This window comes from Legionella sp. MW5194 (assembly GCF_016864235.1).
In the GTDB taxonomy this organism is placed as follows: domain Bacteria; phylum Pseudomonadota; class Gammaproteobacteria; order Legionellales; family Legionellaceae; genus Legionella_C.
The window spans coordinates 3,038,139-3,063,480 of record NZ_CP045732.1 but is presented as its reverse complement, the minus strand read 5'-3'; the positions used below and the strand labels follow the sequence as shown (position 1 = coordinate 3,063,480).

Genomic DNA, 25,342 nt, shown 5'->3' with positions numbered 1-25,342 from the left:
GTCCATTGCCTTACAGAAAACCCTGCTCTTTCATCCACTCATCGTTAGCGAATTTAGACATGTAGTTGCGGATGGAATCGGGCAGGATAACCAGGCATTTCTGATGTTTCCCGAGTGTTTTTGCTGCTTTAAGGGCCCCCCACATCGCTGCGCCACAGGAGCCGCCGACTAACAAGCCTTCTTCGCGAATCAGACGTCTTGCCATGGCGAATGAATCGGCATCTGTCGTTTTAATGTAGTGGTCTATCAAGTCATTGTTTAACACATCGGGAAAGAAATCATAGCCAATCCCTTCAACGAGGTAAGGTTTAATTTCTGAACCGCCGCCAAGAATTGAACCGACGGGGTCAACGCCGACAATCTGGATGGCCGGGTTGTATTCTTTCAGTCGGCGTGCAATGCCAGTAATGGTGCCTCCTGTTCCTACACTGGCAACCACCATGTGCAAGTCTTTTCCGAAATCATCAATAATTTCCTGGGCGGTCCCGTAGTAATGGGCATTGGGGTTGTCGGGGTTCGCGTATTGATCGAGGATATGGGAATTGGGAATTTGCCGCTGCAGATCCTTAGCCAGGGAAATATGACTGTCCGGATCGCTGGATGCTGCTTCAGTCGGGGTTCTGTAGATGGTGGCGCCCAGGCGTTCCAGTACAGCCTGTTTTTCCTGGCTCATTTTGTTTGGCATGGTAATAATGACGTGATAGCCCAATACCGCACCCGCCAGGGCGATGCCTATCCCCGTATTTCCGGACGTAGGCTCTATCAGGGTATCGCCGGGCTTAATGCGTCCCGCTTCTTGTGCCTTTCTAACCATCTCATAGCCGATACGATCCTTCACTGAGCCGCCGGGATTAAAAAATTCACATTTGGCATAGAGTTCGCAGTCCAATTCCTGGCTTATCCGGTTAATGCGGACAACAGGGGTCTGACCTATGGTTTCAAGAATAGTCTGGTAAATCATGAATGAATCCTTTTAATGATTGGGTTGCGCTTTGCACGCATAAGACATATTTATCCCAATTTTGTCGTATTAACAAGTTGACGTTTTACAACGCCCGGAGCACCCGCTAGAATCTATACGACTGTATCTCCAATTATTCAAGGATGATGATATGCAAAAACTGAAATTGCGCACTGTCTGTATGACCTCATTGTTACTGGCTTCACCGTTATTAATGACGGGGTGTGACACCATGCAAAGCTTAATGGGCGGCTCCAGCGGCAGGGATGACACCACGTATCATAGCAGCTCCTCGGGCAGTGTTACGACCTATGATCGTACGAATGCGCCGACCAGCGGATCCAGTACAGCCGCACATTCGTCTTCTTCCTCCGCAGCGGCTGCCAACGCGCCCAAACCGTCAGGTCAATCCATAACGACCAAGCCGGCGGTGCCGATGTCAGCACCCACTGTCGGTCAGTAATCAACACTAACGCCTGGCGCTAAGGACTGAACATGGCTACTGTTTCGGATGTTTTTGTGGAATCGTTGGAAAAGGCAGGCATCAAGCGCATTTACGGTATTGTTGGCGATTCTTTAAACGGCATTACCAATGCCCTGCAAAAACGCAAAAACATCCGCTGGGTGCATACCCGCCATGAGGAGGTAGCGGCTTTTGCTGCCGGCGCCGAGGCCCAGTTGACCGGCGAGCTTGCGGTCTGTGCCGGAAGCTGCGGGCCGGGCAATGTGCATCTGATTAACGGGCTTTATGATTGCCAGCGCAGCAATGCCCCCGTTTTAGCGATTGCCGCGCATATCCCAACGCCGGAAATCGGCGGGGATTATTTTCAGGAAACCCATCCTAATATTTTATTTAAGGAATGCAGCTGTTTTTGTGAAGTCATTTCCTCGGTAGAACAAGTCCCGCGTTTGCTGAAAATTGCCATGCAAACCGCCTTGGCAAAACGGGGTGTGGCGGTGTTGGTGATCTCGGGCGATTTGGCCTTGCATGAAATGCGGGCGGAGGCGATGCCGGCGTGGATGCCTATGCCGCAACCCGCGGTGATTCCGCAACCGGAGTTATTGAATGAATTGGCAAAGCGGTTAAACAGCGCAAAAAGAATCACCATTTTTGCCGGTATCGGCGCGGCCAACGCCCATCAATCGCTGATGGCCTTGTGTGAAAAATTGCGTGCGCCGGTGGTTCATACCCTGCGCGGTAAACCTTATGTCGAATACGACAATCCCTATGACGTCGGCATGACTGGACTGATTGGCTTCTCTTCCGGTTATTATGCAATGGAGGCTTGCGATACCCTGCTGCTTCTCGGAACGTCCTTCCCTTACCGGCAATTTTATCCGGGTAAAGCGGACATCATTCAAATTGATTTGCACGGCGAACAATTGGGCAAACGCACCGATCTCGCGCTTGGGGTGATTGGCGATAGCGACGCCACCCTCAAAGCCCTGCTGCCTTTGATTGAGACGAAAACCGACAGCAGTCACCTGGAACAGGCGGTTAGCCATTATAAAAAGGCACGCCGTGATTTGGATGCGCTTGCCAATTATAACCCCGGCAAAAAAGTTATCCACCCGCAGTTTTTAACGCGCCTTATTAATGAGGAGGCGCATGTCGACACCATTTTTACCTGCGATGTCGGCACGCCGACAGTCTGGGCAGCGCGTTATCTCAGCATGAATGGCCAGCGTCGATTATTGGGCTCCTTTAATCACGGCTCTATGGCCAATGCGTTGGCTCAGGCCATCGGGGCGCAAACCGCCTTTCCCAATCGTCAGGTGGTCGCTTTATGCGGCGATGGCGGATTCAGCATGCTGATGGGGGATGTCCTGACCCTGGTGCAGCAGAATTTGCCCATAAAAATTGTTATTTTTAATAACAGTACTTTAGGCTTTGTGGAAATGGAAATGCACGTGGGCGGCATGATGGAATATGCCACCGAGTTGCAAAATCCCAATTTTGCCGACATGGCCGAAGCGATAGGGATTAAGGGGTTTCGGGTGGAGGAGCCTGAACAATTACAACAGGCTTTGCAGGTGGCTTTCAGTCACCCCGGCCCGGCATTGGTGGACGTGCGGGTTAACCGCAACGAGCTGGTCATGCCGCCGACCATTACCACAGCACAGGTTAAAGGATTTAGCCTCTACATGATGAAAGCCATTATCAATGGCCAGGGAACGGAAATTCTTGATTTGGTGAAGAACAGCTTATGGCGTTAGAATGCGGCTTTCTATCCCTGTGAGTGCAAGATGAATGAATTAAAGCAACAGGCTGCCAAAGCGGCTCTCGCCTTTATTGAGGACAACATGATTGTCGGCGTAGGCACGGGCTCAACAGTCAATTATTTTATTGAGGAATTGGCGGGCATTAAACATCGCATTGACGCCTGTGTTGCCAGTTCGGTGGCCACAGAATCCCGTTTGCGGGCCGCAGGAATTCCGGTAATTGATTTAAATGCCGCGGGTGAATTGCCCATTTACATTGACGGGGCGGATGAGATTAACGCACAGAACGAAATGGTAAAGGGCGGCGGCGGGGCCTTAACCCGCGAAAAAATCATTGCAACCGTGGCTTCTGAATTCATCTGCATCGTGGATGAATCAAAAATCGTCCATCGTTTAGGCGCTGCTTTCCCGGTGGCAGTCGAGGTACTTCCTTTAGCTCGCAGTTACGTGGCACGCGAACTGGTCAAGCTGGGTGGCGACCCGGAATACCGTGAAGGATTTAAAACCGACAACGGCAATATTATTCTTGATGTTTATCATTTGGATATAACCACCCCCATCCGTCTTGAAGAGTCTATCAAGCTCATTCCCGGGGTGGTGGAGTGTGGTCTTTTTGCTAAACGCCGGGCCAACAAAGTCATTGCCGCTCACGCGCATGGCCTTACCATCAGGTAATTTTTCTTAACACACGAACAGGCTGTCTCGCAGCCTGCTTTTCAAAAAATAATATGAAAATCAATTGGTTATTACAAAGGCCACTAAAAATATTTATGAAATTGCAATAATTCTTAAGTTTTTCTTAAGGTTTACTCGGTATACTGCAGGCATTGATTCAAGGAGCTTTCATGCGTGTATTAATTGTCGAGGACAATGCATTTAATGCCTTTTGCTTAACACGTCTGTTGCAGTCCGTGCAACCTGCAGTGCAAGTGACAGTGGTCAATGACAGTCTCAGCGCGTTAAATGTGATCGAATCAGATGATGTGTCTTTAGTGATTGTCGATGGCGATTTGGGTGCCAGCGATGGATTATTGTGTAATGGACCTGCCCTGGCGGATGCGCTCTGGGAATTGAAGCCCTCTTTGCCTGTCATTGCCTGGACTGATTCGGAAATGATGCGAAGCGCCTTCGCGGAAACGTTTAAACAACAACAGAAATGTTTTAACGATATTTATTGTTGGCCTAAAATTGTCAGTCAGGAGCGCATTTCCTTAGCCCTGAATTACCTCGGCAAACAAACCGGCGCCTCCCCTGCCAGCCTTACCAAGGTAACAGACGCACTGCACGCTTAATTACAGCAGGGGGTAAAGCCTGATTTCCCGGTCAAAATCTACCAGCAGCAGGTGATTGGGCGGCACGTCCTGCCATTGTGCTTTGAATTTGGTTAATTTTTCGGACGCCACCAGCACGCAATGATGCTCTTCGGTTGTAGCCTTACCATGATTGTGTTTATGCGGCGTAAAACAGTGACCGGAAAAATAATGCATGGATTCGGGTTTTAGTTTTTTGTCAGAACAATAACGACTTGCCAGTAAACGCTGCCCATCCGTAAGGCAAACATTAAAATAAGACGCTTCTTGCACACCGAAATCATTGACCAGCCGATTGATTTCGGTCACCGTCGCCTGAAAAATGTCAGCGACAGTGGATAATTGCGATAAATCTTTTCCCTTCGCCAATTGCAGAAACAAAGCAAAAAAATGCTCCGAATCGGTTTCCCCCTGAATCCAGTTATAAATGTCGTCTTCCAGCATGTGGCGCAAGTGACGTTTAACGGTGATGAAATTGTCAATGCCGCCGTTGTGCATCAACATCCAGTTACCATGAATAAAGGGATGGCAATTGTAATTGGTCACACCTCCCGCACTGGCTGCGCGTACATGCGCAAAAAAACAGGTGGATTGAATTTTTGCGGTCAAGTGCAGCAGGTTTCTGTCATTCCAGGCCGGTGAAATGGAGGTAAACAAGGCCGGCGCAGGGCTGAGGTGATGGGCATACCAGCCTAAACCAAAACCATCGCCATTGGTTGGGATGGTCGATTCGCGGGCGTGAAGACTTTGCATGATAATGGAGTTGGTGGGCTTCACCAGCACGTCTTCCAGTAACACCTCATCCCCGAGATAAGCAACAAGTCGACACATGATTCCTCCTTGGTTTTATTAACTATAGCAATAAAACCTGAGGAAGCGTGCGGTATCATTGGGGCTTAAATGCCGTCACTGTAGGAAAAAGGCGGGCGTTGTCATAGATAAACTGGATGGATGAAAACCCGGCCAGTGAAAGCAGGGTTTCTGTTTCCTGCGACGTTCGAAAGCAGCGGAATTTGCTGTCGATAAGCGTTGTGAATAACAGTTTCTGTAAACGCAGGTGCTCCGGGTTTATCCGCGACAAATCCCATTCGCCGGCGTGAGTTTCTGTGGGCGGCGGGGTGACAAAGCTGGTGACTAACTTACCGCCCGGCTTTAATGCGGTATAAAAGCGTTGATAGAGCTGCAGGAGCCGTTCGGTGCCCGGCTCGTAAATGCTTAAGCCATTGCTTGAAATCAAATCGTATTCCTCTTCGACGGTGATTTTCCATGCATCCGCCTGTTTTAAGACAAGCCATTGGTTTAAGCCTTTCTCAACGGCTAATTGCTTCGCATGCGTCAGAGTGTCGGCATCGTAATCAATACCCACCAGCCGGCAATTCGAAATCCCTTGAAAATCAAGATGAAGCAATTCCCCCATCATGCCACAGGGAATACAGGCCAATGTGGCTTCGGGGCGCACGCGGGCCTGGTTTTCTTTAAGGAAAAATGTGAAGCGCTCCTGGGTGGCTAACATTAAGGGGGAGTCATCAAGGATAAATTTTTCCAGCGACGAAAACGCGTGGCCTCGGTTATTCTTTCCCGTTAGCCGGCCATGAAAGGGGTGCGTCAACATGTAATGCGTCCAGAACCCATTGATGCCCTGGTTCTGTAAAAGAAAACGTCCAAAGTCAAAAGACTGCAATTCCTGAAGAAGTTCCAACTGCTCTGCAACGGAAAAGCCATCTTGCCTGCCCTGTTGTTTAATTTTCTCAGTGACACGTGCTACCACTACGGACAAGGCTTCCGTTTCCTGTTGGTGAGAGATTAATGCGTCAGTCATTCTTGTCTTGTAAAAGGGAATAGACGCTTAAAGTAATGGAAAACAGGGAGTATGGCAAATTTTCAGGTTGGGTCAGGAAACTCAACCTGAATGCAGTTAAGACCGTCAGGAGAATTGCAGGGTGTTGGCGATATTGCCGGGTTTTTCCTGTTCGGGTTGTTTACCAAAAAAAGACAATGCCAGCAGGGCAGCGGCTGCCTGCTGCTCGGGCATGACCTGTACAGCCTGGCTTTTTTTCTTTTTAGGGAGGGAAACAGGCGTTTTAAAGACGGTCTCTTCTGTTGACGGTGATTCTGCCACGTCCTTTATCTTCCGTTTGGGTGCCTTCAACAGGCTGTTAACCTCATCCAGGCCTTTTTGTACCTCGGCCTCGAGTTCGGGGGTAATGTTTGAGACTTTTCGGTAATACGTGTTTTTATACTGTTTTTTGATGGTTTGATTAAATGCACTGAGTTCAGTCTGGACTTTCTGAAGGCGTGCATTGATCCCTGAGTCCGGATTGTTTTCTACAGCCATTTCTTTCTTAAGGGCATGTAATTCGCCTTCTGCTTTAAAATAAGCCATTTTTAATACGCAGAATGTGGCGTCCAGTTCAATATCGCCCAACGTGGGTGTCATTCTGGCGGGTCCGATCGGTTCAATGAGTTCGAGAGTCAATTGGTAGCAGCCCAGGGCGCAATCTAACCATGCGTGATGCTTTGCCAATTCGTCTTTATTTCCAAGCGCCAAAGCCACATAACTTTGTGCGGCCAACAGAAGGACATCAAGATAGGCCGGCAAATCAAGCACGGTGACGTGCCTCAGCAGGTGTTTTACCTTTGAACGGTCCGGCACCGCCTTTTCAAATGCCTCAATGCCGGCTTTTAGCCGGGCCATCTGACTTTTGTCTTTTTGATAGGACATGTAATTGCTGCGTAAGGTATCGCTCAATTCAAGCAGTTCTTCTTTTTTTGCCATGGTTTCTCCGTACAGGCTTAATCAAGGAGAGCGGATTATAGGCAGAATAGCGTTAAGGAAAGCTTAAGGATGTCATTTATTTTTGTTGAAAAAACCGCGAATGCGTTCCGGTACGGGAACCGACTGATTTTTCTGATAATCAACCCAGACAATTTTACTTGTGCCCTGAGCCATCAGTTGCTCATCCTGAAACAAATCGTGATCCATTACGAAACTGGAACGCCCCAGGCTATGCACGCTGCTGGTCAAGGTTAATGTGGCTGGATAAACCACGGGCTTTAAAAAGGTGCAGGCAATGTGAATAACAACCGGACCAAGCGCTTGCCGCATGTCCAGGTTCAATTCCTGCAGCCAGTCAATGCGCGCCTGTTGAAAGTAGTCGAAATAACGGCCATTGTTGACATGACCCAGCGCGTCCATGTCGCCCCAGGCAATGGAAAAGGTTTTTTGGTGAACAGCAATTTTGGCATCGGTCATGTTAAATCCATGGGATCCACGTCGATATTCCAGCGGACGTTGTGTGATTTATTTATTGTTAACCACTCCCTTAAGGTCGTCAATGACTGTTGCAGTAATTTACGGGAGGATGACTTCAATAATAATTGCATGCGGTATTGATTGGCTTTACGCGGCAACGGGGCCGGGGCCGGTCCCATGATGTCAATGGATTGACCCTGTAACTGGTTCTTGACCGCATGCAGAAATTGAAGCAGTGACGCCGGTTTTTTATCCTGGGCGCGAATCACGGCAAGGTAATGGTAGGGTGGGAGGGCGGCTTGCTGGCGGGAGGTCAGCAAGGCTTCGGCAAACGCATCGTAGCCTTTCTGCACCAGCGTGTTTAACAAGGGGTGGGTCGGGAAATGGGTTTGGATAATCACCTGCCCCTGTTTGTCAGCGCGTCCTGCACGTCCTGCCACCTGAGTAAGCAACTGACCCAGGCGCTCCAAGGCACGGAAGTCCTGATTGTAGAAGCCGGCATCCACGTCCACAATCACGACCAGGGTCAAACCGGGGAAATGATGCCCTTTCGCCAACATTTGCGTTCCAATGATTAATTGGGCCTCCCCTCGATGGATTTGGGCCAGCCGTTCATCCAGTTCATTTTTTTTACGCACTTCATCCCGATCAATACGTAATACTCGGGTGGTTGGGAAGTGCTGACTTAAATAATCATAAAGTCGTTGAGTCCCCACACCGACAGGAACGAGTTCCCGGCTTTTGCATTGTTTGCAGGCCGAGGGAATAGCCTGGCTTAAGCCGCAATGGTGGCAAAGCAACTGCTGGCGTTGGCGGTGCAGCGTCAGGTGGCTGTCGCAGGCGCGGCAATCTGCCATCCAGCCGCATTGATGGCAGAGCAGAACCGGTGCGTAACCGCGGCGGTTAATGAAGACCAACACTTGATTACCCTCGTTCAGATGGGCAGCCATGGTTTTAAGGGTCGAGTCAGCCAGGCCATCGTTAAGCGGAACATTGCGTAAATCGGTGATTTGAATATGCAGTGGCGATTGATTAAGCGCTTTTTGGTTTAAACGCAGCAGGCTGTATTTCCCCTGCAGACTGTTTTGCAGGCTTTCAAGGCTTGGGGTGGCTGAACCCAGAAGAATGGGAATGCCTGCAAGGTGCGCCCGCATCAAGGCGGTGTCGCGGGCGGAATAGCGCACACCCTCCCCCTGCTTTAATGAGGGGTCGTGCTCTTCATCAATGATAATCAAGCCCAGGTGGGGCATGGGTGTAAACACGGCGGTGCGAGTGCCGATGACAACGTTAACAGCTCCGATTTTAGCCAGATGCCAGGCCTGCTGACGCTCCTGCTCATTGAGACCGGAGTGAATCACAGCCATGGGCACGCTCAGTCGCTGGTTAAAACGATGAATCAATTGCGGTGTTAAGCCGATTTCCGGGACTAAAACCAGAATCTGTCGGTTTAAAGACAGCCAGGTACTCATCACCTGAAGGTAGACTTCTGTTTTACCGCTACCGGTTACCCCTTGTAAAAGATAACAATGATACCCTGTCGTGTTGGCGGTAATTTTTTCGACCGCTGACTGTTGTTCCTCATTTAACGCAAGCGGCGCCTCGGGACTGCGATTACCTGCCATTGGCAGGGCTACTTCCTGACGGCACTCCAGAATGCCACGCTCGCACAGAGAGGTTAACAGGGTGGAAGTAAATCCGGCTTTCTGCAATTCGCGTTTGCTGACCGCCCTGGCGTTGGGTGTGAATTGGGCCAGCAATTGCTGCTGTTTTCGCGCCCTTGGATTAAGGCGATGCAACGCCTCCTTTGCAGGAAGGGCCAATTGAAAATAATCGACAAAAGCCAATTGTGCTTCTTTACCGAGGCGATAATTTTTAGGCAGGGCAAGGGGAAGTACTTCAGACAGAGGCGACTGGTAGTAGCGGCTCACCCAGTGACACAATTCAAGCAATGATGGCGTCAACAGTGGATCTTCGTCAAAAAGCCGCTCAATGGTTTTTAAGGTGGTAATTTCCTGTTCGGTCTCACCTGATCCGATGACAATGCCAACGCGAATTTTATTACGGAACGGTACAAGTACACGAGAACCGGCTAAGGGCAACGTGTCAGCCGGTAAATAATCGAAATAATCGCGGTGAGTGTGTGGAATACAAACCTTAACGATTTGAGCCATTGTTAAATGCGTTGCCATTCATGACTGGCGGATTGCCCGGGGGCTGAAAAAACCTTAACCACCACTTTTTCAATGCGGTGACGGTCCAGCTCGGCGGTGTCTTTAATCAATTCCTGCACAAACCAGCGGGATAGCTCTTCCACAGTGATGTTGGTTAAGGGCATGAGCGTGACGTCTTCCCTAAGGAAAGGAATTTTTTTGTGGTTAAAGGTGAAATAAAGGTACGTTTCGTCTTCAGCGTATTGCAGAAAGGGAGAGAATTGCGGCATTAGAAAGGTCTGATTCAGTTGCCGGCACAGTTTGTGAATGCGCTCCTTGTAGTAGCGGTAATCGAAGGTCATGCCATTTTCTTCAACCCAGGTTGTCAGTGCCAGATAAACGTTGTACATATGGCCATGCAAGGGTTCGCGCTCGGTGGCTGAAAAGATGGTCGTGTGGCCTGCGGAAAACTTCATGGATTCTTTTTGTAATTCCACCGTGGTTAAATATTTGCTCATATCACAAACTCACTCGCTTATCATGAAGTAGAAAGCCCTGCAGGGGAAAATCGATGCCTTTGGTCAAGGCAATCACCTTAAAAAGCTCACCCATTTCTTCGGGCTGAATTAACTGTTTTACCGCTTGCTGAGCTCGAATGCGTTGCGGCCCATCGGCTATACGCTCCAGTAAGCTTAGCAAACCGTTCGCAAGCAAGAAAGAGGCTTGATTGGTGTAACCGGCGACATGAAAACCCGCGTCGTGCCCCGCTTCGGCCACCTGGGTAAAATCCACGTGTGCGGTAATGTCTTGTTCGCCGACATGAATGAGCGGGTTACTGTGGGCGTGATGGCGGAAATGGCACATCAAGGTGCCCTGATTGCGATCGGGATGGTAATATTCATGGCGCGGGAAACCATAATCAATCAGCAGCATGGCGCCCCGATGTAAAATCCGGCTGCATTCTTTAAGCCAGTCCTCTGTGAATAAATTCACTTCCGATTGATAGGGGCAGGGCAGGTCGGGTAAGGCTTGTTGCAGGTAATTGATCAGGCGGGAATTGTCGCAAGGCTTGAAACGCTCGCTGAGTTGCCCTTGTTCATCAACGCTTATCCAGCTCTCCAGCAAGCCCTGTTCCGTTTGCAAAAAGCGATGAACGGGCATGGCGTCAAGTACCTCATTGGCTATCATGACCCCATCAAAGCCCTGTTCTGGCCACCGCTCTAACCATTGAACGTGCGTTTGGAGATGAGGGAGTTCCGTTTGAATCAGTTGGTGTTGACGTTGGCGTAAATTGCCGCTAACTTCCATGATCAGGTATTGCTCTGGCAAGCACTGCAGTGCTTCCAGCGCCTTGAGTAAATCCACACAAAGACGTCCTGAACCGGCACCAAACTCAAACAAAACCGGGCGGTCCAGTTCCTTAAGAATCTGTTGACACTGTACCGCCAGTGTTTGAGCAAAAAGCGGGGTTAATTCGGGAGCTGTGATAAAATCACCTTCTGCACCAAACTTCTGCAATCCGGCGCTGTAATAACCGCTGCCTGGCGCATAGAGGGCGTGTTGCATGAATTCAACAAAGGGAATTTCACCGCATGCCTGCAAAATGGGATGAAGCGAAGTAAGGTTACTCATAGGAAAATACCATTAAAAACGGGGAAAATACCTTGAATCAAATGACTAAACAAGAAGGCCGTGTTGCCCTGGTGACCGGGGCTGCTCGTCGTATTGGGGCAGCCATCGTCCAATTCCTTCATCAGGCAGGGTTTAAAGTGGCCATTCATTGCCATCAGTCGTCGACCGAGGCTGCTAATTTAGCAAAATTATTGAACAATTTGCAAGCCGACAGTGCCCGCGTCATCCAATATGACCTGTTACGCGACGATGCCGGACAAGTGATTGTCGACGACGTAACCCGTTGGGCAGGCCGTCTTGACTTGTTAGTGAACAATGCGTCGCTGTTTTTCCGTACCGATGTTCAGCAATGGCATGTGACTGAGCAGAATCGATTATTTCAGGTTAATGTGTTTGCCCCTTTTTCGCTAAGTACGGCCGCTTTCCCCTGGTTACAGCAACACAAGGGAAGCATCGTCAATATCACCGATATCCATGCGGATAAACCTTTAAAAGGCTATGCTCTGTATTGCCAGTCCAAAGCGGCTTTAGCCATGCAGACCCGATCGCTGGCCCGTGAATTTGCGCCGCTTGTGCGCGTTAACGCGGTAGCTCCGGGTGCCATTGCCTGGCCAGAGCATGAAAACAGCTTAAGCCTTCATGCCCGCGAACAAATCATTGCTCGCACACCCTTAAAAAGTCATGGCCAGCCGGATTACATTGCTCAAGCGGTGCTGGCCTTAGCGGATAATGCTTTTATCACGGGCCAGATTTTAAATGTCGACGGTGGCCGCAGCCTGACTTAAACACCACTGCCGCATGTAGTCATTGATGGCAGCGAGGCTCGTTAAGGCATAAAAAGACGACAGCTCCGAGGTCGTGAGACGGTTTTTGAAATAATAGTGGATAAGGGATTTGCTTTGTAAAACCGCCTGGTATTCAGTGTCCTGCTCACTTAAATAGGAAAGATGCAACAGAAATAATTCGCTTGTCTGGTTCGTGTCCGCACGCAGCGTCGGTTGTTGCAGCAATTGCTGATAAAGCCAGGGTTTGCCAGTGCCGGCTCTGGAAATCATGAACGCATCACAGCCGGTTTGCAATCGGGCGTGTTGCAGGCTGGCCAAGTCATGGATATCGCCATTGGCAATAACCGGTATGGCAATGTGGCGTTTAATGCGCGCAATCTGTTTAAAATCACAGGCAATGTCATAATCATCCACCCAGCGGCGCCCATGCACAATCAGGGCATCGGCGCCGGCTTCGGCAAGTTGCTCTGCCAGCATGAAGTCCTGGTCATTCCCCTGGATACGGATTTTGACAGTTAAAGGACAGGGGCTGACGTTTTTCACGGCGCGAACAATGGCTTTTAGCGTGCCGGGTTGTTGCAGCAGGGCGCTGCCAGCCCCTTTTTTGCGAATCTTGGCTTTAGGGCAGCCGCAATTAATATCCAGTAAATCGGGGGCGAAAGCCGCCAGTTTGGCCGCCGCTTCAGCCATCAGCGCCGGATCGTTACCGGCAAGTTGATAACATAAATGAGTCTCCTCCGGGGCACGAAAGAGGTAGCGGCTGCTAAACTGATGTTTATAGACGACATCATGAGCGGACATCATTTCGCTGACACAGTAAGCCGGTGGCAGGAAACGATAAAACAAGCGTCGAAATGCCGCGCAGCTGAATCCAGCCAGAGGCCCCTGGATCAGGCGATTGGCTAAAGACAAGGTCCCGATGGTCAGTGGTGTGTTGAGAAAGGCTTGCATGAGTTACAATAAATAAGACAATCATGAATTGAGAGTATTATACACATCCATTATCATGATGCATGATTGCTCCGCTTAAGGCACACAACCTAACGAGGAATGCCATGGACAAACACTATTACTCGCCCATTGAGATGCTTAGGATTGCAAGCCAGCATGCCTATTGCGCGCAGCATTTGCTGGAGAATGACGCAGAAGTCAATATTGCCCGTTATGGCGTCAGCGACGCCCTGGCACCCATTTCATCCCTGATGTACACCGCGTTTGAAATGATGTTTAAAGCGTTCCTGCTGCATGATCACCGCCCGGTTAAACAACATAAAAATTTACAGGAACTGGTGGAGTTAAACATTGAGCTTGGTTTTTCCAATCAGGACATTCAGCTCATGAAAAAACTGTCGCGTCAGGTGGCTTTTCGCAAAGGAATTGATTACGAATTGTGGGAAAATCGCCAGCAGCAGCATGTTTTTTGCATCGATATTCTGCGGCTTTTTCAGCGATTGCATGAATTAATGCCGCTGGAATTGCAATACGATTATCAGGCCTGACATAAAACAACCTGGACTAACCTTGGATGACTGCTCAAGGTTAACCGGTGTGTGAGCAAAGGCTTTTAATTAATGGAGCGGACAACATCAAACTCTTCATATAGATCCACGTCTCTGTTAATGAGCGTTTTTAAAAATTCTTCAAGCTCATGCTGAGTCAAAACCAGAGAGGCTTCCTCGTTTGCTTTTTTCACTTTTGGGGCTTCCGTGTCATTCATGGTGCGCTTCCTTTCTTTTCTAATCCGGCATCTTTAAGAATAGTGCAAGAAAAAGAATTATCCAGTGATTGTTATCCGGTGGATAAAACTAACGGCTCTTTCCGGGATAAGTTATACTGACCTGTTTTTATTGAGCGTGCTTTAACTAACATCGGCAGTGTAACGGATCGTATGAATATTTTACTTGTAAGAATTGGCCGTCTGGGCGATATGGTGATGATCCTGCCCGCGGTGAAAGAAATCCAGCGTTTGTATCCTCAAGCAAGGATTCATGTCATTACCAGTCCGGATGGCATTCGTCTTCTGAAAGCCTTTGGACTGAATCCTGACACAATGGCTCAATACAACAATCATTTTCTTTATCGCTGGTGGGAACTCTACAAAGTCAGGCGATTCATTCGCCAACAGTCGTTTGATTTGATTTATTGTTTTGAGAGAAAAAAACGCACGATTTCCTGGCTGCCCGCGCAGGCTAAAATAATAGAAGAGAGCCCGCAGTTGCAGCATTACGCCTGGCGTTGTTTGACATTGGTTACCCCCTCGCCTGAAACGAACTACCAGCGCCATTACCTGCCCTTCGATGCTAAAAAAGCGTCGTTGCTTAATGAATTTTTAGAGGCACAGGGCATAATATCGAGTACGGTTTTGATTGGACTGCACCCGACCTACAGCGGATTTAATAAATGGGGTAAGGGCAGGGAGAGTATTCATCGGTTGTGGCCCTGGCAACATTTTGCCAAACTGGCTGTGATGCTCGCTGAGTATGGAAAAAACAAGGGGATGAATATTCGGGTGGTAATGGACCTGCTTCCTGAAGAACGAACTTTGGGATTGCAAATACAAAAGGCCAGTCAGGGCTGCGCGGTGTTATTGCCGACTGAGCCCGATTTCCAGCGGTACCTGTGTTTTCTTCATCGCTTAAATGGCCTTGTGGTAGCCAATACCGGGGTCATGCATCTTGCAGCCGCTCTGAACACCCCTTTGGTGGCATTATTTTCCGAGTTGCATCCTGGTGACTGCGGTCCTTATATGCCTGAAGAAAACTGTAAGGTTCTGCGCGCTGAAGACACGGACAACCCAACACTTGGTTTGCAGGCCATCTCGGTGGACGCCGTTTTTGATGCAGTTCTGGCTTTGCTTGCTGCAAATAAATCCGCTCCTGCCTAGGAGCGGATTACGGGGTTACAGGGTAAGCATGAAGGCAACCAAATCCTGCTTTTCCTGACTGTTAAGCTGCAATTCCAGCACTTGATTAAAAAACTCAACGGTATCATCCAGCGTCAACAGGCGGCCATCATGCAGATAGGGTGGGCTGTCCTTAATGCCGCGCAGCGGGAAGGTTTTAATCGGGCCGTCCGCACTTTCCATTAACCCATTGACCAGTTCCGGCTTGAAAAAACGCTCGGTGTGGAGGTTATGCATGGTATTGTCCGTGTAGTAGGGTGGTGTATGGCAGGTAGCGCATTGGGCTTTGCCTAAGAATAAAGCCTGTCCGCGTAATTCAGCGTCAGTGGCTTTTTTAGGATCCAGTTTGCCATCCCATCGTAATTTGGGGGCGGGTGGAAAATCCAGCAGGGCCTGAAATTCCGCCATGAAATGAACCTGGCTGCCGCGTTCGAGAATATTCACTCCTTTTTTCGTGGCAATGACCGGATCACCATCGAAGTACGCGGCGCGTTGTTCGAATTCCGTAAAATCTTCAACGGTTTTTAAGGCACGCTGAGAGCCAAAGAGGCGCTGGATGTTTACTCCCCTTAAACTGGGGGTATTGATGCGGTGCCTGAATTCCTGGGGACGAATATCGCCTACCAGATGGGTGGCTTTGTTGGTGTGTCCGTTTACATGGCAGTCAAGACAAGCAACGCCGCGGCTAGGGGTGAGGGTGCGGCGATCATCGGTCTGGTTAAACTGTTGCTGCGGGAAAGGCGTCACCAGCAGGCGCAGGCCTTCCAGTTGTTTGGGATTTAACAGGCCGTTAAACAAGTCAAAATAATTATTGATAGTGACCAGCTGGCCTTTGGAGACATCCCCCAGGTCCGGACGTGTGGTCAAAAAGATGGCCGGAGGAAACGGCGGCAGAAAGTGATCAGGGATATCGAAATCCAGATCGAAACGGGTCAGATCCCGCTGCTCCTGACGTTTAATCTCATCGATAACAAACTGTGGAAACAGCATGCCGCCCTCGGCATGGTGCGGATGGGGTAGAGGTAAAAAGCCTTTGGGGAATACGCCTTTTTCCCTGATTTCCTCAGGGGTCATTTTTGACAGGGATTCCCAGGTGACGCCGGCTGGCAATTTGACCCGCACCCCTTCCTGTACCGGTTTGCCGCCGGTCATGGCCGCGGTTTTGGAGGGTCTATTGCTCAAATCATAGCGTTGATTCAAGAGTTCGTTGTGTTGTTTGGCCAGGGATTCTTTTTGTGATTGCATGCGTTTGACCACGCTTTGGAAGTCTTCTTTCATAATAACCGGCATATAACTGGTGGGCGGATCGGCCTGAATCGTTAAAGAAAGGGCGCCCAGCAGTACGAAAGCCAAACCTTGCTTTTTCTTATGCATAAAATAATCCTTATTCTGATTGTCCCTTATTGATGTCTTTAAATGAAGGCACGACGTGAGTTTTATAGTATAAGGTTTATGATTAGACAGTGAAAGTTTTTCCAGTGATGTCCCGCTGATTTATAATTAACATATCACCCAGTGGATTGAAGGAACAACCATGAGGCGAGTACCATTTAAAAAGTCACTCGTGGGCTCTATCGGTGTGGAGCTCGAATTTCAAATTGTTTCACCACAGACCTATACTTTGATTCCGCGGGCGAAGGACCTTATTCGCAGCATCCGTGAAAGTGATTTCAGCAGACAAATCATTCCTGAAATTACCCAGAGCATGATTGAAATCAATTCGTCTGTGCATCATTCCCCTGCCGAACTGCTCCGGGAATTTGCGGCAATCCATGATTTTTTAATGCACAAGGCTGAGGCCTTAGCCATTCGATTCTGTGGGGGCGGGGTTCACCCGTTTCAACGATGGAATCTGCAAAAAATATTTCCAACATTACGCTATAAAAGCTTATCGCAGAAATACCGATACCTGTCCAAGCGTTCCACGGTTTTTGGACAGCACATCCATGTGGGCTGTGCCAGTGCCAGGGATGCGCTTTATCTCACGCATGCGTTAGGCCGTTATGTGCCTCAGTTTATCGCTTTAAGTGCCTGTTCCCCTTTCTATCAGGGGGTGGATACAGGGTACTTTTCGTCCCGCTCTACGATATTTACCAATTTTCCCATGAGCGGTGTCATTCCTTATTTCCTGACCTGGGAAGAATTTTCCGACTATTTTTATAAGTTGCGGCGCCTGGGTGTGATTAAAAGCATGAAGGATTTTTATTGGGATGTGCGGCCAAAACCCGAGTTCGGCACCGTGGAAATCCGTGTGTGTGATACGCCGCTTTGCATGAAAAAGGCAGTGGATATCACGGCTTATGTCCAGGCGCTGGTGCTTTATCTGTTGCGTGAAAAACCCGTCACCATTTCCCACGATCTGTATTACCTCTATAACTACAACCGTTTTCAGGCAAGCCGCTACGGCTATGAAGGTGAATTCATCCATCCTGATTCGCAGACTAAAATAACCATTCATGACGATATTCTGCAAACCTGGGAAAACATCCAGGATGTAGCAGATGAATTAAACACGCGGGAAACGATTGAGCGTTTGCTTGATGGGGTAAAGACAAATCAAAGCGATGCACTGTACTTAAGAGACATTTACAAGGAAAAAGGAACGTATCCGCAAGTGGTGGCAGCACAATGTCAACGTTGGGCTGAGCCCCTGATTTAGCTGACTCTCGGGGACGCGTGATGTGACCACGAGGGGGTAGCGGGATACCCCCTTGGCTGATTAATCGCAACGATTACAGGTCATGCCCCAGCAGGCGCCAAAACAGGTGGATAAGGCACCGATAAAGAACAGCACGAAAATAACAAACCCATTCCAGGCTAAGTTGGAGGGGCTTGTATCAATTCGCATGGTATTATCCGCAGTGGCTTGCTTTTGAGCTTCAGGTGCTGATGCACTCGGTTTCACCGCTTCCGTGTTGGCGGTGACTACGGGAATCATTTGTTTCACTGAATGAGGAATGGCGGTCGGGTAATTGGCGACGTATTGGCTGATGTGGCCAATGGCTACGGCGCTTAACAACAAAGCGACCGTCCAGGTTGTAAAACCATAGACAATGCCAAGATTTCTTTTGGGGCAGTAAAGACGGCCTAGATAGCCTGCGGCATAACCGGCGGCCAGCATGGAGGCGATTAGGCCAATCACTACCCCCAAAAATCCGCCAATGGCCAAAACGATGGCGCCATTACTACTTAAAGTGAAGAGACTGAGACCAATGGCCATACTAAACAGGGTCAGTAAAAAGCCGAGCCCTACCCCGATCAGCGCACCGACAAAGATTGCTGTCCAGGAAATACGCTTGAAATGATGATGGTGTATCGTGCAGTGTTCCTCATGAACTTCTTGCACAGGGATGGTTTGTTCAATCATGATAGCTTCCTTGTCTATAAGTGCGGTTAAAATTAAAAGACGCGAGATACTAACCAAATCAACACTAATACACTCAATGGCACGCCCAGTAACCAGGCAATCAGGTATTTAAACATTTTTTTTCTCCCTATAAAACACCAAAGATGCCAGTGCATCTTTGGTGTTTGCATTTTGTTATTGCTGAGTAGTCCCATAATAATTATGGATTGTCGTGCTCCAGTTGGGACTGGACATATCAGGCCAATGATCTTTATCAAAGCCCGGAGAGTTTTTAAGTCTCTCTTTACTGATATTGATGATGTAACACTCATTTTCCTTATCATAGGAAAAAGTGGACCAGGGCAGGGCAAATAATTTGTCACCCATGCCAAACAAGCCTCCAAAAGACAATACGACATAGGCGACATGTCCGTCCAGTTTATCAATCATCAGGGCTTCAATTTTGCCAAGGTCTTCGTCCTGAAGGTTCCTTACTTCAGCGCCAATGACATCATTGGCGTTTACTATCAAGCTTGTCATAATGATTCTCCTTGTACTTCCGTTTACTCCGGGTTAAATGAATAACGACTGTTATTCAGTTAATGAATCATCCCCGGAAAGCGTTAGCTGATCGTCAACCCCTTTTACCCCTTTGACAGAGTTAACGACAGTCATAATGGCTTGCTTCTGCTGGGCGGAAGCGACCTCACCGGATAAAATGACTTTTCCGTTTTTGGTTTCAACACTCACAGACCAGCTGGGGATGTCTCTTCCCATAATGTCCGATTTTAAGATCGCCGCTTTCACTTTGGCAGTGATGTAGGTATCTGCCAAGGGAGCCCGGCTGTCTTTTACGGTCAGGTTATCGGCGTTGACATCGCCAATCCCTTCCACGGATTCGGTAAGCATAACCACTTTTTCATAGTCAGTATCGGAGGCTAACTGCCCGTCCAAATAGACAATCCCGTTGGTTACAGTGACTTTGACATCGGGGTATTGCGCCAAAGCGGCTTCGACGGCGTGTTGAAAGTCAGCGTCGCTGGTTTTCACCGTTGCCGTGCCTTCGGTCGTCGTTCCCTCTGTCGTCGTGGTTGTAGTTACGGGCGTTGTGGTTGTGGTCGTCGTCGTGTCTGCCGGTACGGCATTCGCGCCCACTAATGGGCTGAACGACAGGCCGCCAAGAATGAGAAGGGCTGTTGCCTTCAAACGTAATCTATCCATGATATTTACCTCTATTAATGTCCCGGTTTTATGCATAGCGGTATTTAATAAATCAGAGATTAAAAGAAGCGTCATTTCCTAGGTGCTTCAATTAAACAGAGAGCCATATCCAACTATAAAACCGCTTTAAATTTTAATCTATACAGGATTTATATTAATCCATAAAAAATATGGCTTGTCTTAAGATTAGACCATTGCGCGCTTTTTGGCAAAAAATTTAGCTATATATATCAATTAGATGTTTGTTTTTATTTAAAAAATCACGCGAATGAAATATCGCCAGAATCAATATTCTGGCGATATCTTTTTCTTAGTTTCTTGGAGTGTTGTTTTGACGTGAATTAACATTTCTTTGAGACGATTCATCACGGCTATAGGATTGTTTTTCTTGCTTTTTATTGTCTCGAGTGTCAGCTCTTTCTTTGCTGTCTCGAGCGGTTCGAGAGAAGTTTGAGTCATGGCTTTTTTCTGATTTTTCCGCATTATTTTTATCATGATTCGGGTGGAATCGGGCATTGTCTGATGCGGAATTAATTTTTTGTTGGCCATGATGTCCCTGATCGTTTCTTTGTGTCATGTTCATTTCCTTATGGATTAATTAATAAAGACAGCAAAATTAATAGTAGTCCCTGTTCTTTACTATTTCCAATAATTGAAGCATTTTTTTTATCGCCTTGTTTGTATTCAAATTTTTATTTATTCAGGCGGGCGGTGAAGAATTTCGGACTGTGGCGGTGTCAATTTCCTGCTCATTGAATACGGGTGTTTTACTAATAAACAAACCGTGTTTTCCCGACGCGGTAGTGACAGTGCAGGTTTCTTTCTTCCAATGGTGTTCAAGCCATTGCTTTAATTGATCCGTACTTGATTTTCTCTTTATCATGACCGGAGTCAAGGCCCGCCAGGCGAAGAGTGTTAACTGGTTTTTAGCGGCTAAAAAATCCGCTGCCACCTGCAAGGCCGGCAACTGATGGATGTGTTGCTGAATGAAGGCATAGTCACTCTCAGTGAATTGAGCATGAAGATGGTTTAAGCGCGGTAAGAAAAGCAGTAAAGCATTGCCGTGCCCAGGATGCCTCAACAGACAACGGCGGATGGGCGGAATGAACAAGCCCATTTCGCTCAGTAAACACAAGTGCTCCATCGTCTCTTGTTGCTGTAGGGGCGATAACGTCGCAAGGGCCAGAAAATCGTCAGGAACCACCTGATTTTTTTTGGCTAAACGCTGAATTTTATCCTGAAGAGCAAGTCTCGCTGCGACGGTTTGAGCATTCAGCAGTAAATTGAAAGTGCTGTTGTTCAGCGCATTCCAGCCCGCCAGGAAATGGCAAATCGCTGATCCTTTTTTAAATTCTGCTTCGGAGGAAAAAAGCCGCTTGAAAATGCCCTTTTCGAGAGCCGGTATTTGTTGCAGGAGTCTAAGGGTATGAATGGTGGTTATTTTGGTGAAAGCAAGCGCCTGACAACACAGGGTATGGTCGGTCGTCAGATGGCATTGTTTTAGCGTATAAACCAAGCCCAAAAAAATGCCTGTCTTTTTTTGGAAAAATTGTGAAAATTTTTCGGGATTTTCGGCCTCAAACAAGCGCAATAATTGACAGACGTTCTCATCAAATAACGTGGATTCAATGCTGTCAAATTGACTGTCGGTATACAGCGAGTCAACGGCAACCAATCGGGCAAGGTCATCCGGATCCCATCCCAGTTTATTATCGGAAAGGCGGCGCCTTAGCGCGTCGCGGCGTTGGTCAAGATCATGTTCTGCCAAAACAAATTGCAGGAACGAATCGAGGTGCTGTTTTCCTTGAAGCATGGGATCGGTTAAAAACAGCAGCGGCAGGTTTGCCTCATGCACGAGGGCTGCCGGTGTTTTCCCACCGGCGCCAAGCGAAAAAAGTCGGTATTGCGGGTATGCCTGCAACACGGCTCGACCGTATTGCTGCAACAGGTAGATGCCAGCGGGTTCATCAGCGGCCCGCAGGCTTTCGAAGGAGTCCAGCACCAATCCTGAGGTGGAATTCCACAGGTAACCATGGGCGACAATCTCATAATCCGAGTAACGAATCACACCCTGCAGATCGCGAGGAGGACCTGCACCAGGCTTCCTTTCTTTAAGCAGCACCAGAAAACCATTGTTTTCAAAAAGCAAGCCGTCACGGACGATGGATTCACTGGCTGCCCCCATGGATTGGCAGCAGTGGTTGATTTCACCAAGCAGGTACGCGTTAGGATCATTCGCAGGCAATTTGACGAGACTGTACCCTTTGTAACCAAAATCCCTGCCTTCAATCACAAGGTCAGGCAGCCTGTCACGGGTTTTAATGAGCGGCCTGAGTGTCAGGCATTGATTAAACAGGTTTTGCGGACGATTGTATTGGTAGCAAAGGCTGGCGAGTTCGGGGTATTCACTGGCGCGTTCATAACGCAAGGCAGCGGCTTGTTGAATGGCAGCGAGCAATGTCAGCCTGGTTTTTTTTAAGCCCTGTTCAATGGCCTGAGCCTGTTGTAAGAGCAGGATGGCGATCGGACCATGCAATGCAATGAGTTTGCGCCATTGTTCCAATTTGATAATGGGCGGATCGTTGATAGGCAAATCAGGCTTAAGGCTGTCAGAAAATGGTTTTTCAAGCGATGCGCCATGCGTGTTTACATGGCTTTCCATGCGCGCAAACGGATTTCGGCCGGGAGTATACCCGTGCCAGACAAGCATCTTGTAAGCCTGTAAACCGATTGCGTCATCGTCTGCCCCGCTTTTTTCGAGGTAAAGGTTAACCATTTTGCCTATTTTAAAAAAAAGGCTGAAATGCTGAGCCGCTTCGTCATCGTTCTTTTCAAAAAAAAGATAACGCGCATTTAACGGCTGAAAAAAGGCAAAAATCGTATCCTCATCCGGTATTTCATACCCGGGCATTAAAGGCGCCAATGGATCGTCCTGATTGCCATACAATACTTCTTCAAGTTCGGAGCCTGTCTGGCGCAACATTCGCCTGAAATGCGGAGACGACTCGCTATCTCTGGTAATGATCTCAAATTTTTCTTTAATGCAGGCAATAATGAAATGCCTGCGTTGCGCCTGCCTGGCAGGGGGTACCTGGGAAAGATCAATACGGGCATGACCGGCCAGGACGTATTGATAATACTCAGAAAGCGAGGGCTTCATGGGGCAGCTCGTTATCGGCCATAATCAAAACATAGCACAACAATTGCTGTTTTTTGGTCAACTGTATCAATCTGTAACAGAGATGGTTATATCCTGCGCATGAGACAGCCCGTGGTCGTCCACCACGCGTACAATAAAATGCCCGGGCTTTGCTTGCCACCAATAGGTTTCATCACGGGATGTCCGGGTGAGGTACGTGTCATTAATAAACCAATAGAGGGTGGCCACATCGGCATCGGTCACCGCACTTAAAGGAATCCTGGCTGTTTGTGCGGAGTGGGCCTGAATCATGTAGCGCAGTTCGTGCTGGGGCGACGTGATCTGCGGCGCCAAGCCTGAACTGCTGATGCGTTCGCAGCCCGGTTCGTATACCGGGGGAGAGCGTCGTTGAATTCCGGCTTTTTTAAAAATTCTGAGCAGATCAGACGGCCAGAATTCGTATACTTCGAAATGCGTGTATTCATTAAAATGGCAAGTCCTTAATCCGGTGCGGCTATCGATCGCTACTTCCCGGTAAATGGTATCGCTTTTTATGGGTGATTTGCCCGGGATAAACCAGGTCTGTTCCGTCTCTTTGCAATAGCGGGTCGGCAACATGCCTGAGGCCTTACAGACTTCAATCTGCCGTAAATTCATGGCTTGGGGGGATTGGCGCAGATTAGGGAGAGGACCGTATTCCTGTTGAATCGCTTCTGCTACTTCAAAAAACAAAGGGGCTGCGATGTCTTTGCCTACCAGGGCCGGGTTGCCTTTGTTGTTAAAATTGCCAACCCACACGGTAAGAACATAAGGGCCAAAAACGCCGACGGTCCAGGCATCGCGAAAACCCGAGGAAGTGCCGGTTTTCCAGGCCATTTTAAGCTTATTCTGATTAAAAGGATGGGACACGCCAGGGGCTGGTGTCTGCGTCAGCATATCCAAAACCAGAAAACTGGCTTCCGGGCTTAACAGGCGTTTGCCGCCATCCCGTCCGTCGTTGGTCTGTGCGCGCAATTCATGCCATACCCCCTCATTGGCCAGCATGGCATAGAGGGCGGTCAGTTCTTTCATCGTCAATTCCGCACCGCCCAAACTGAGCGCCAGTCCATAGTAGGAGGCGGGCTTGAGTTGAGTGACCTGAGCTTCAACCAGTAATTGATGCAAATCAGGATGACTGAGCTGGTTGGCCAATGCAATCGCAGGGATATTGCGGCTTAAGACCAGGGCGTCTTTGGCTTTGATCGGGCCCATGAAGTCATAATCAAAATTTTCAGGGTTATAGGCGCCAAACCGGTGAGGAACATCTTTCAGCACGGTGGCTGGATGGATTAAGCCCTGATCCAGAGCGAGAGCATAAATAAAGGGTTTCAGGGTAGAGCCCGGCGAGCGTTTAATGTCCGTGCCGTTGATTTGTCCGCCGATGTGCTGATTGAAAAAATCAGCCGATCCAACCATGGCTTTAATGCCCATACTGCGGGTGTCCACCAGCAGCAGGGCGGCATTGTCCACCCCAAACCGTTTGGTTCGGGTTAAATAGTGATGCAAGAGACGCTCGGCAATGCGCTGCAGACGACTATCCAGCGTGGTCGTGACGGTGGTGGGCAGCGGGTGGCTTTTTGTCAGGGAGTTGACAAAATGAGGCGCTGAAAAAGGCATTTGGCGAATACTGCGCATTGAGAGAGGCAGGCTCATGGCTGCCTTGAATGTGTGGTCTTGCGGGTGCAGGGTAAGCCAACGTTGGAACAACTTGTTACGGATGTTTTGTAACTGACGATTATCAGGGGTACGGCGTGCAGGATTTTGTGGTATCACACTGAGTGTCAATGCTTCCGGCAGTGTTAGCTGCTTTGCCGGTTTGTTAAAGTAAATCAGGCTCGCGGCCCCCACCCCCTCGATGTTATTGCCGTAGGGTGCAAGATTTAAATAGGCCTCAAGGATTTCGTTTTTGCTGTAATGTCGTTCAAGCTGTAAGGCGCGGGCCATCTGCATCAGCTTGCCGGAAACCGTTTTGGAGTTTAAACGGAAGCGGATGCGAGCAAGTTGCATCGTAATGGTTGATGCCCCCAGCCGCCGTGATCTCATCACATACGTCTGCCAGATCGCTTTGCCAAGGGCAAAGGGGTTGATGCCCGGGTGCTGATAAAAGTATTGATCTTCTTGCAGCAGCGCTGCTTCAATCAAGGGAGAGGCAATGGCCGAAAGGGGGGTGTAGAGACGGTATTGGTCATCATGACTTAAACTCAGCCGCAGGAGTTGACCCTGTTCATCGAAATAAGCCCGCGAATAATCGACTCCCTCAAGCAGCGGCGGTTTGGGAATAAAAAAATAAGCAGCCAATCCACTGACAAACAGCAAAACAAATATTATTCTAGAGGGACTGAGGAATTTCATGACCCTACTATACCGCAACCGCATGCGAG

Annotated in this window: 25 protein-coding genes; 8 read left to right on the top strand and 17 right to left on the bottom strand. The window is 48.7% G+C overall.

The features are described from left to right. Positions 1-10 precede the first annotated feature (10 nt). Positions 11-961: a pyridoxal-phosphate dependent enzyme gene (locus GH742_RS14185; protein ID WP_203455501.1), complete on the bottom strand. Its 951-nt coding sequence runs from the start codon at positions 959-961 to the stop codon at positions 11-13. 151 nt (positions 962-1,112) lie between these two features. Between GH742_RS14185 and GH742_RS14180 the strand changes: the two genes are divergently transcribed. The 4 genes from GH742_RS14180 (at position 1,113) to GH742_RS14165 (ending at position 4,476) form a co-directional block, all read left to right on the top strand. After that, positions 1,113-1,424: a hypothetical protein gene (locus tag GH742_RS14180; RefSeq protein ID WP_203455500.1), complete on the top strand. Its 312-nt coding sequence runs from the start codon at positions 1,113-1,115 to the stop codon at positions 1,422-1,424. A gap of 32 nt (positions 1,425-1,456) precedes the next feature. Next, positions 1,457-3,178 (top strand): ubiquinone-dependent pyruvate dehydrogenase, encoded by a 1,722-nt coding sequence (gene poxB, locus GH742_RS14175; protein WP_203455499.1) that lies wholly within the window; start codon positions 1,457-1,459, stop codon positions 3,176-3,178. Positions 3,179-3,208: 30 nt separating this feature from the next. Continuing rightward, positions 3,209-3,859, top strand: a complete 651-nt coding sequence (gene rpiA / locus GH742_RS14170; protein WP_203455498.1) for a ribose-5-phosphate isomerase RpiA — start codon at positions 3,209-3,211, stop codon at positions 3,857-3,859. 170 nt (positions 3,860-4,029) lie between these two features. After that, the gene (locus GH742_RS14165; protein ID WP_203455497.1) at positions 4,030-4,476 is read left to right on the top strand and encodes a response regulator; all 447 of its coding nucleotides are present in this window, start codon (positions 4,030-4,032) and stop codon (positions 4,474-4,476) included. On the opposite strand, the gene GH742_RS14160 is transcribed toward GH742_RS14165, so the two are convergent. The 7 genes from GH742_RS14160 to GH742_RS14130 form a co-directional block, all read right to left on the bottom strand. Beyond that, the gene (locus GH742_RS14160) at positions 4,477-5,325 is read right to left on the bottom strand and encodes a class II glutamine amidotransferase (protein ID WP_203455496.1); all 849 of its coding nucleotides are present in this window, start codon (positions 5,323-5,325) and stop codon (positions 4,477-4,479) included. It abuts the gene before it with no gap. A gap of 55 nt (positions 5,326-5,380) precedes the next feature. Then, complete coding sequence (locus GH742_RS14155) at positions 5,381-6,313, bottom strand: cyclopropane-fatty-acyl-phospholipid synthase family protein (RefSeq protein WP_203455495.1); 933 nt, start codon at positions 6,311-6,313, stop codon at positions 5,381-5,383. A 105-nt stretch (positions 6,314-6,418) separates the two neighbouring features. Then, positions 6,419-7,270: a hypothetical protein gene (locus GH742_RS14150; RefSeq protein WP_203455494.1), complete on the bottom strand. Its 852-nt coding sequence runs from the start codon at positions 7,268-7,270 to the stop codon at positions 6,419-6,421. Between the two features lie 72 nt (positions 7,271-7,342). Next, positions 7,343-7,747, bottom strand: coding sequence for a thioesterase family protein (locus GH742_RS14145; protein ID WP_203455493.1), 405 nt, complete (start codon positions 7,745-7,747; stop codon positions 7,343-7,345). After that, positions 7,744-9,918 carry a primosomal protein N' gene (locus GH742_RS14140; RefSeq protein ID WP_203455492.1) on the bottom strand — a complete coding sequence of 725 codons (2,175 nt, stop codon included), beginning with the start codon at positions 9,916-9,918 and terminating at the stop codon, positions 7,744-7,746. Before GH742_RS14140 ends, GH742_RS14145 begins: the two co-directional genes overlap by 4 nt. A 2-nt stretch (positions 9,919-9,920) precedes the next feature. Continuing rightward, positions 9,921-10,415: a 6-carboxytetrahydropterin synthase gene (locus GH742_RS14135; RefSeq protein WP_203455491.1), complete on the bottom strand. Its 495-nt coding sequence runs from the start codon at positions 10,413-10,415 to the stop codon at positions 9,921-9,923. A 1-nt stretch (position 10,416) separates the two neighbouring features. Beyond that, complete coding sequence (locus GH742_RS14130; RefSeq protein ID WP_203455490.1) at positions 10,417-11,529, bottom strand: class I SAM-dependent methyltransferase; 1,113 nt, start codon at positions 11,527-11,529, stop codon at positions 10,417-10,419. Between the two features lie 32 nt (positions 11,530-11,561). On the opposite strand from GH742_RS14130, the gene GH742_RS14125 reads away from it, so the two are divergent. After that, positions 11,562-12,314, top strand: a complete 753-nt coding sequence (locus tag GH742_RS14125) for a pteridine reductase (RefSeq protein ID WP_203455489.1) — start codon at positions 11,562-11,564, stop codon at positions 12,312-12,314. Here the strand turns inward: GH742_RS14125 and GH742_RS14120 are convergent. Beyond that, complete coding sequence (locus tag GH742_RS14120; RefSeq protein ID WP_203455488.1) at positions 12,282-13,265, bottom strand: tRNA-dihydrouridine synthase; 984 nt, start codon at positions 13,263-13,265, stop codon at positions 12,282-12,284. The two genes, GH742_RS14125 and GH742_RS14120, sit on opposite strands and share 33 nt — an antisense overlap. Before the next feature lie 104 nt (positions 13,266-13,369). Between GH742_RS14120 and GH742_RS14115 the strand changes: the two genes are divergently transcribed. Then, positions 13,370-13,813: a hypothetical protein gene (locus tag GH742_RS14115; protein WP_203455487.1), complete on the top strand. Its 444-nt coding sequence runs from the start codon at positions 13,370-13,372 to the stop codon at positions 13,811-13,813. Positions 13,814-13,878: 65 nt separating this feature from the next. Here GH742_RS14115 and GH742_RS14110 read toward each other — a convergent pair whose 3' ends face one another. Next, positions 13,879-14,031 carry a hypothetical protein gene (locus tag GH742_RS14110; RefSeq protein WP_203455486.1) on the bottom strand — a complete coding sequence of 51 codons (153 nt, stop codon included), beginning with the start codon at positions 14,029-14,031 and terminating at the stop codon, positions 13,879-13,881. Between the two features lie 171 nt (positions 14,032-14,202). On the opposite strand from GH742_RS14110, the gene GH742_RS14105 reads away from it, so the two are divergent. After that, a complete protein-coding gene (locus GH742_RS14105) occupies positions 14,203-15,198 on the top strand; it encodes a glycosyltransferase family 9 protein (protein ID WP_203455485.1) in 996 nt (331 codons plus the stop codon). Positions 15,199-15,213: 15 nt separating this feature from the next. On the opposite strand, the gene GH742_RS14100 is transcribed toward GH742_RS14105, so the two are convergent. Beyond that, positions 15,214-16,590 carry a cytochrome B6 gene (locus GH742_RS14100; protein WP_203455484.1) on the bottom strand — a complete coding sequence of 459 codons (1,377 nt, stop codon included), beginning with the start codon at positions 16,588-16,590 and terminating at the stop codon, positions 15,214-15,216. 160 nt (positions 16,591-16,750) lie between these two features. Between GH742_RS14100 and GH742_RS14095 the strand changes: the two genes are divergently transcribed. Next, positions 16,751-17,875, top strand: a complete 1,125-nt coding sequence (locus tag GH742_RS14095; protein WP_203455483.1) for a YbdK family carboxylate-amine ligase — start codon at positions 16,751-16,753, stop codon at positions 17,873-17,875. 60 nt (positions 17,876-17,935) lie between these two features. On the opposite strand, the gene GH742_RS14090 is transcribed toward GH742_RS14095, so the two are convergent. The 6 genes from GH742_RS14090 to pbpC form a co-directional block, all read right to left on the bottom strand. Beyond that, complete coding sequence (locus GH742_RS14090) at positions 17,936-18,583, bottom strand: hypothetical protein (RefSeq protein WP_203455482.1); 648 nt, start codon at positions 18,581-18,583, stop codon at positions 17,936-17,938. Between the two features lie 174 nt (positions 18,584-18,757). Next, positions 18,758-19,102, bottom strand: a complete 345-nt coding sequence (locus GH742_RS14085) for a PRC-barrel domain-containing protein (RefSeq protein WP_058525416.1) — start codon at positions 19,100-19,102, stop codon at positions 18,758-18,760. 51 nt (positions 19,103-19,153) lie between these two features. Further along, positions 19,154-19,783 carry a BON domain-containing protein gene (locus tag GH742_RS14080; protein ID WP_203455481.1) on the bottom strand — a complete coding sequence of 210 codons (630 nt, stop codon included), beginning with the start codon at positions 19,781-19,783 and terminating at the stop codon, positions 19,154-19,156. 310 nt (positions 19,784-20,093) lie between these two features. Next, a complete protein-coding gene (locus GH742_RS14075; RefSeq protein ID WP_203455480.1) occupies positions 20,094-20,360 on the bottom strand; it encodes a hypothetical protein in 267 nt (88 codons plus the stop codon). A 123-nt stretch (positions 20,361-20,483) separates the two neighbouring features. Next, positions 20,484-22,943: a hypothetical protein gene (locus GH742_RS14070; protein ID WP_203455479.1), complete on the bottom strand. Its 2,460-nt coding sequence runs from the start codon at positions 22,941-22,943 to the stop codon at positions 20,484-20,486. Between the two features lie 66 nt (positions 22,944-23,009). Then, positions 23,010-25,337, bottom strand: coding sequence for a penicillin-binding protein 1C (gene pbpC, locus GH742_RS14065; RefSeq protein WP_203455478.1), 2,328 nt, complete (start codon positions 25,335-25,337; stop codon positions 23,010-23,012). Between the last annotated feature and the right edge of the window lie 5 nt (positions 25,338-25,342).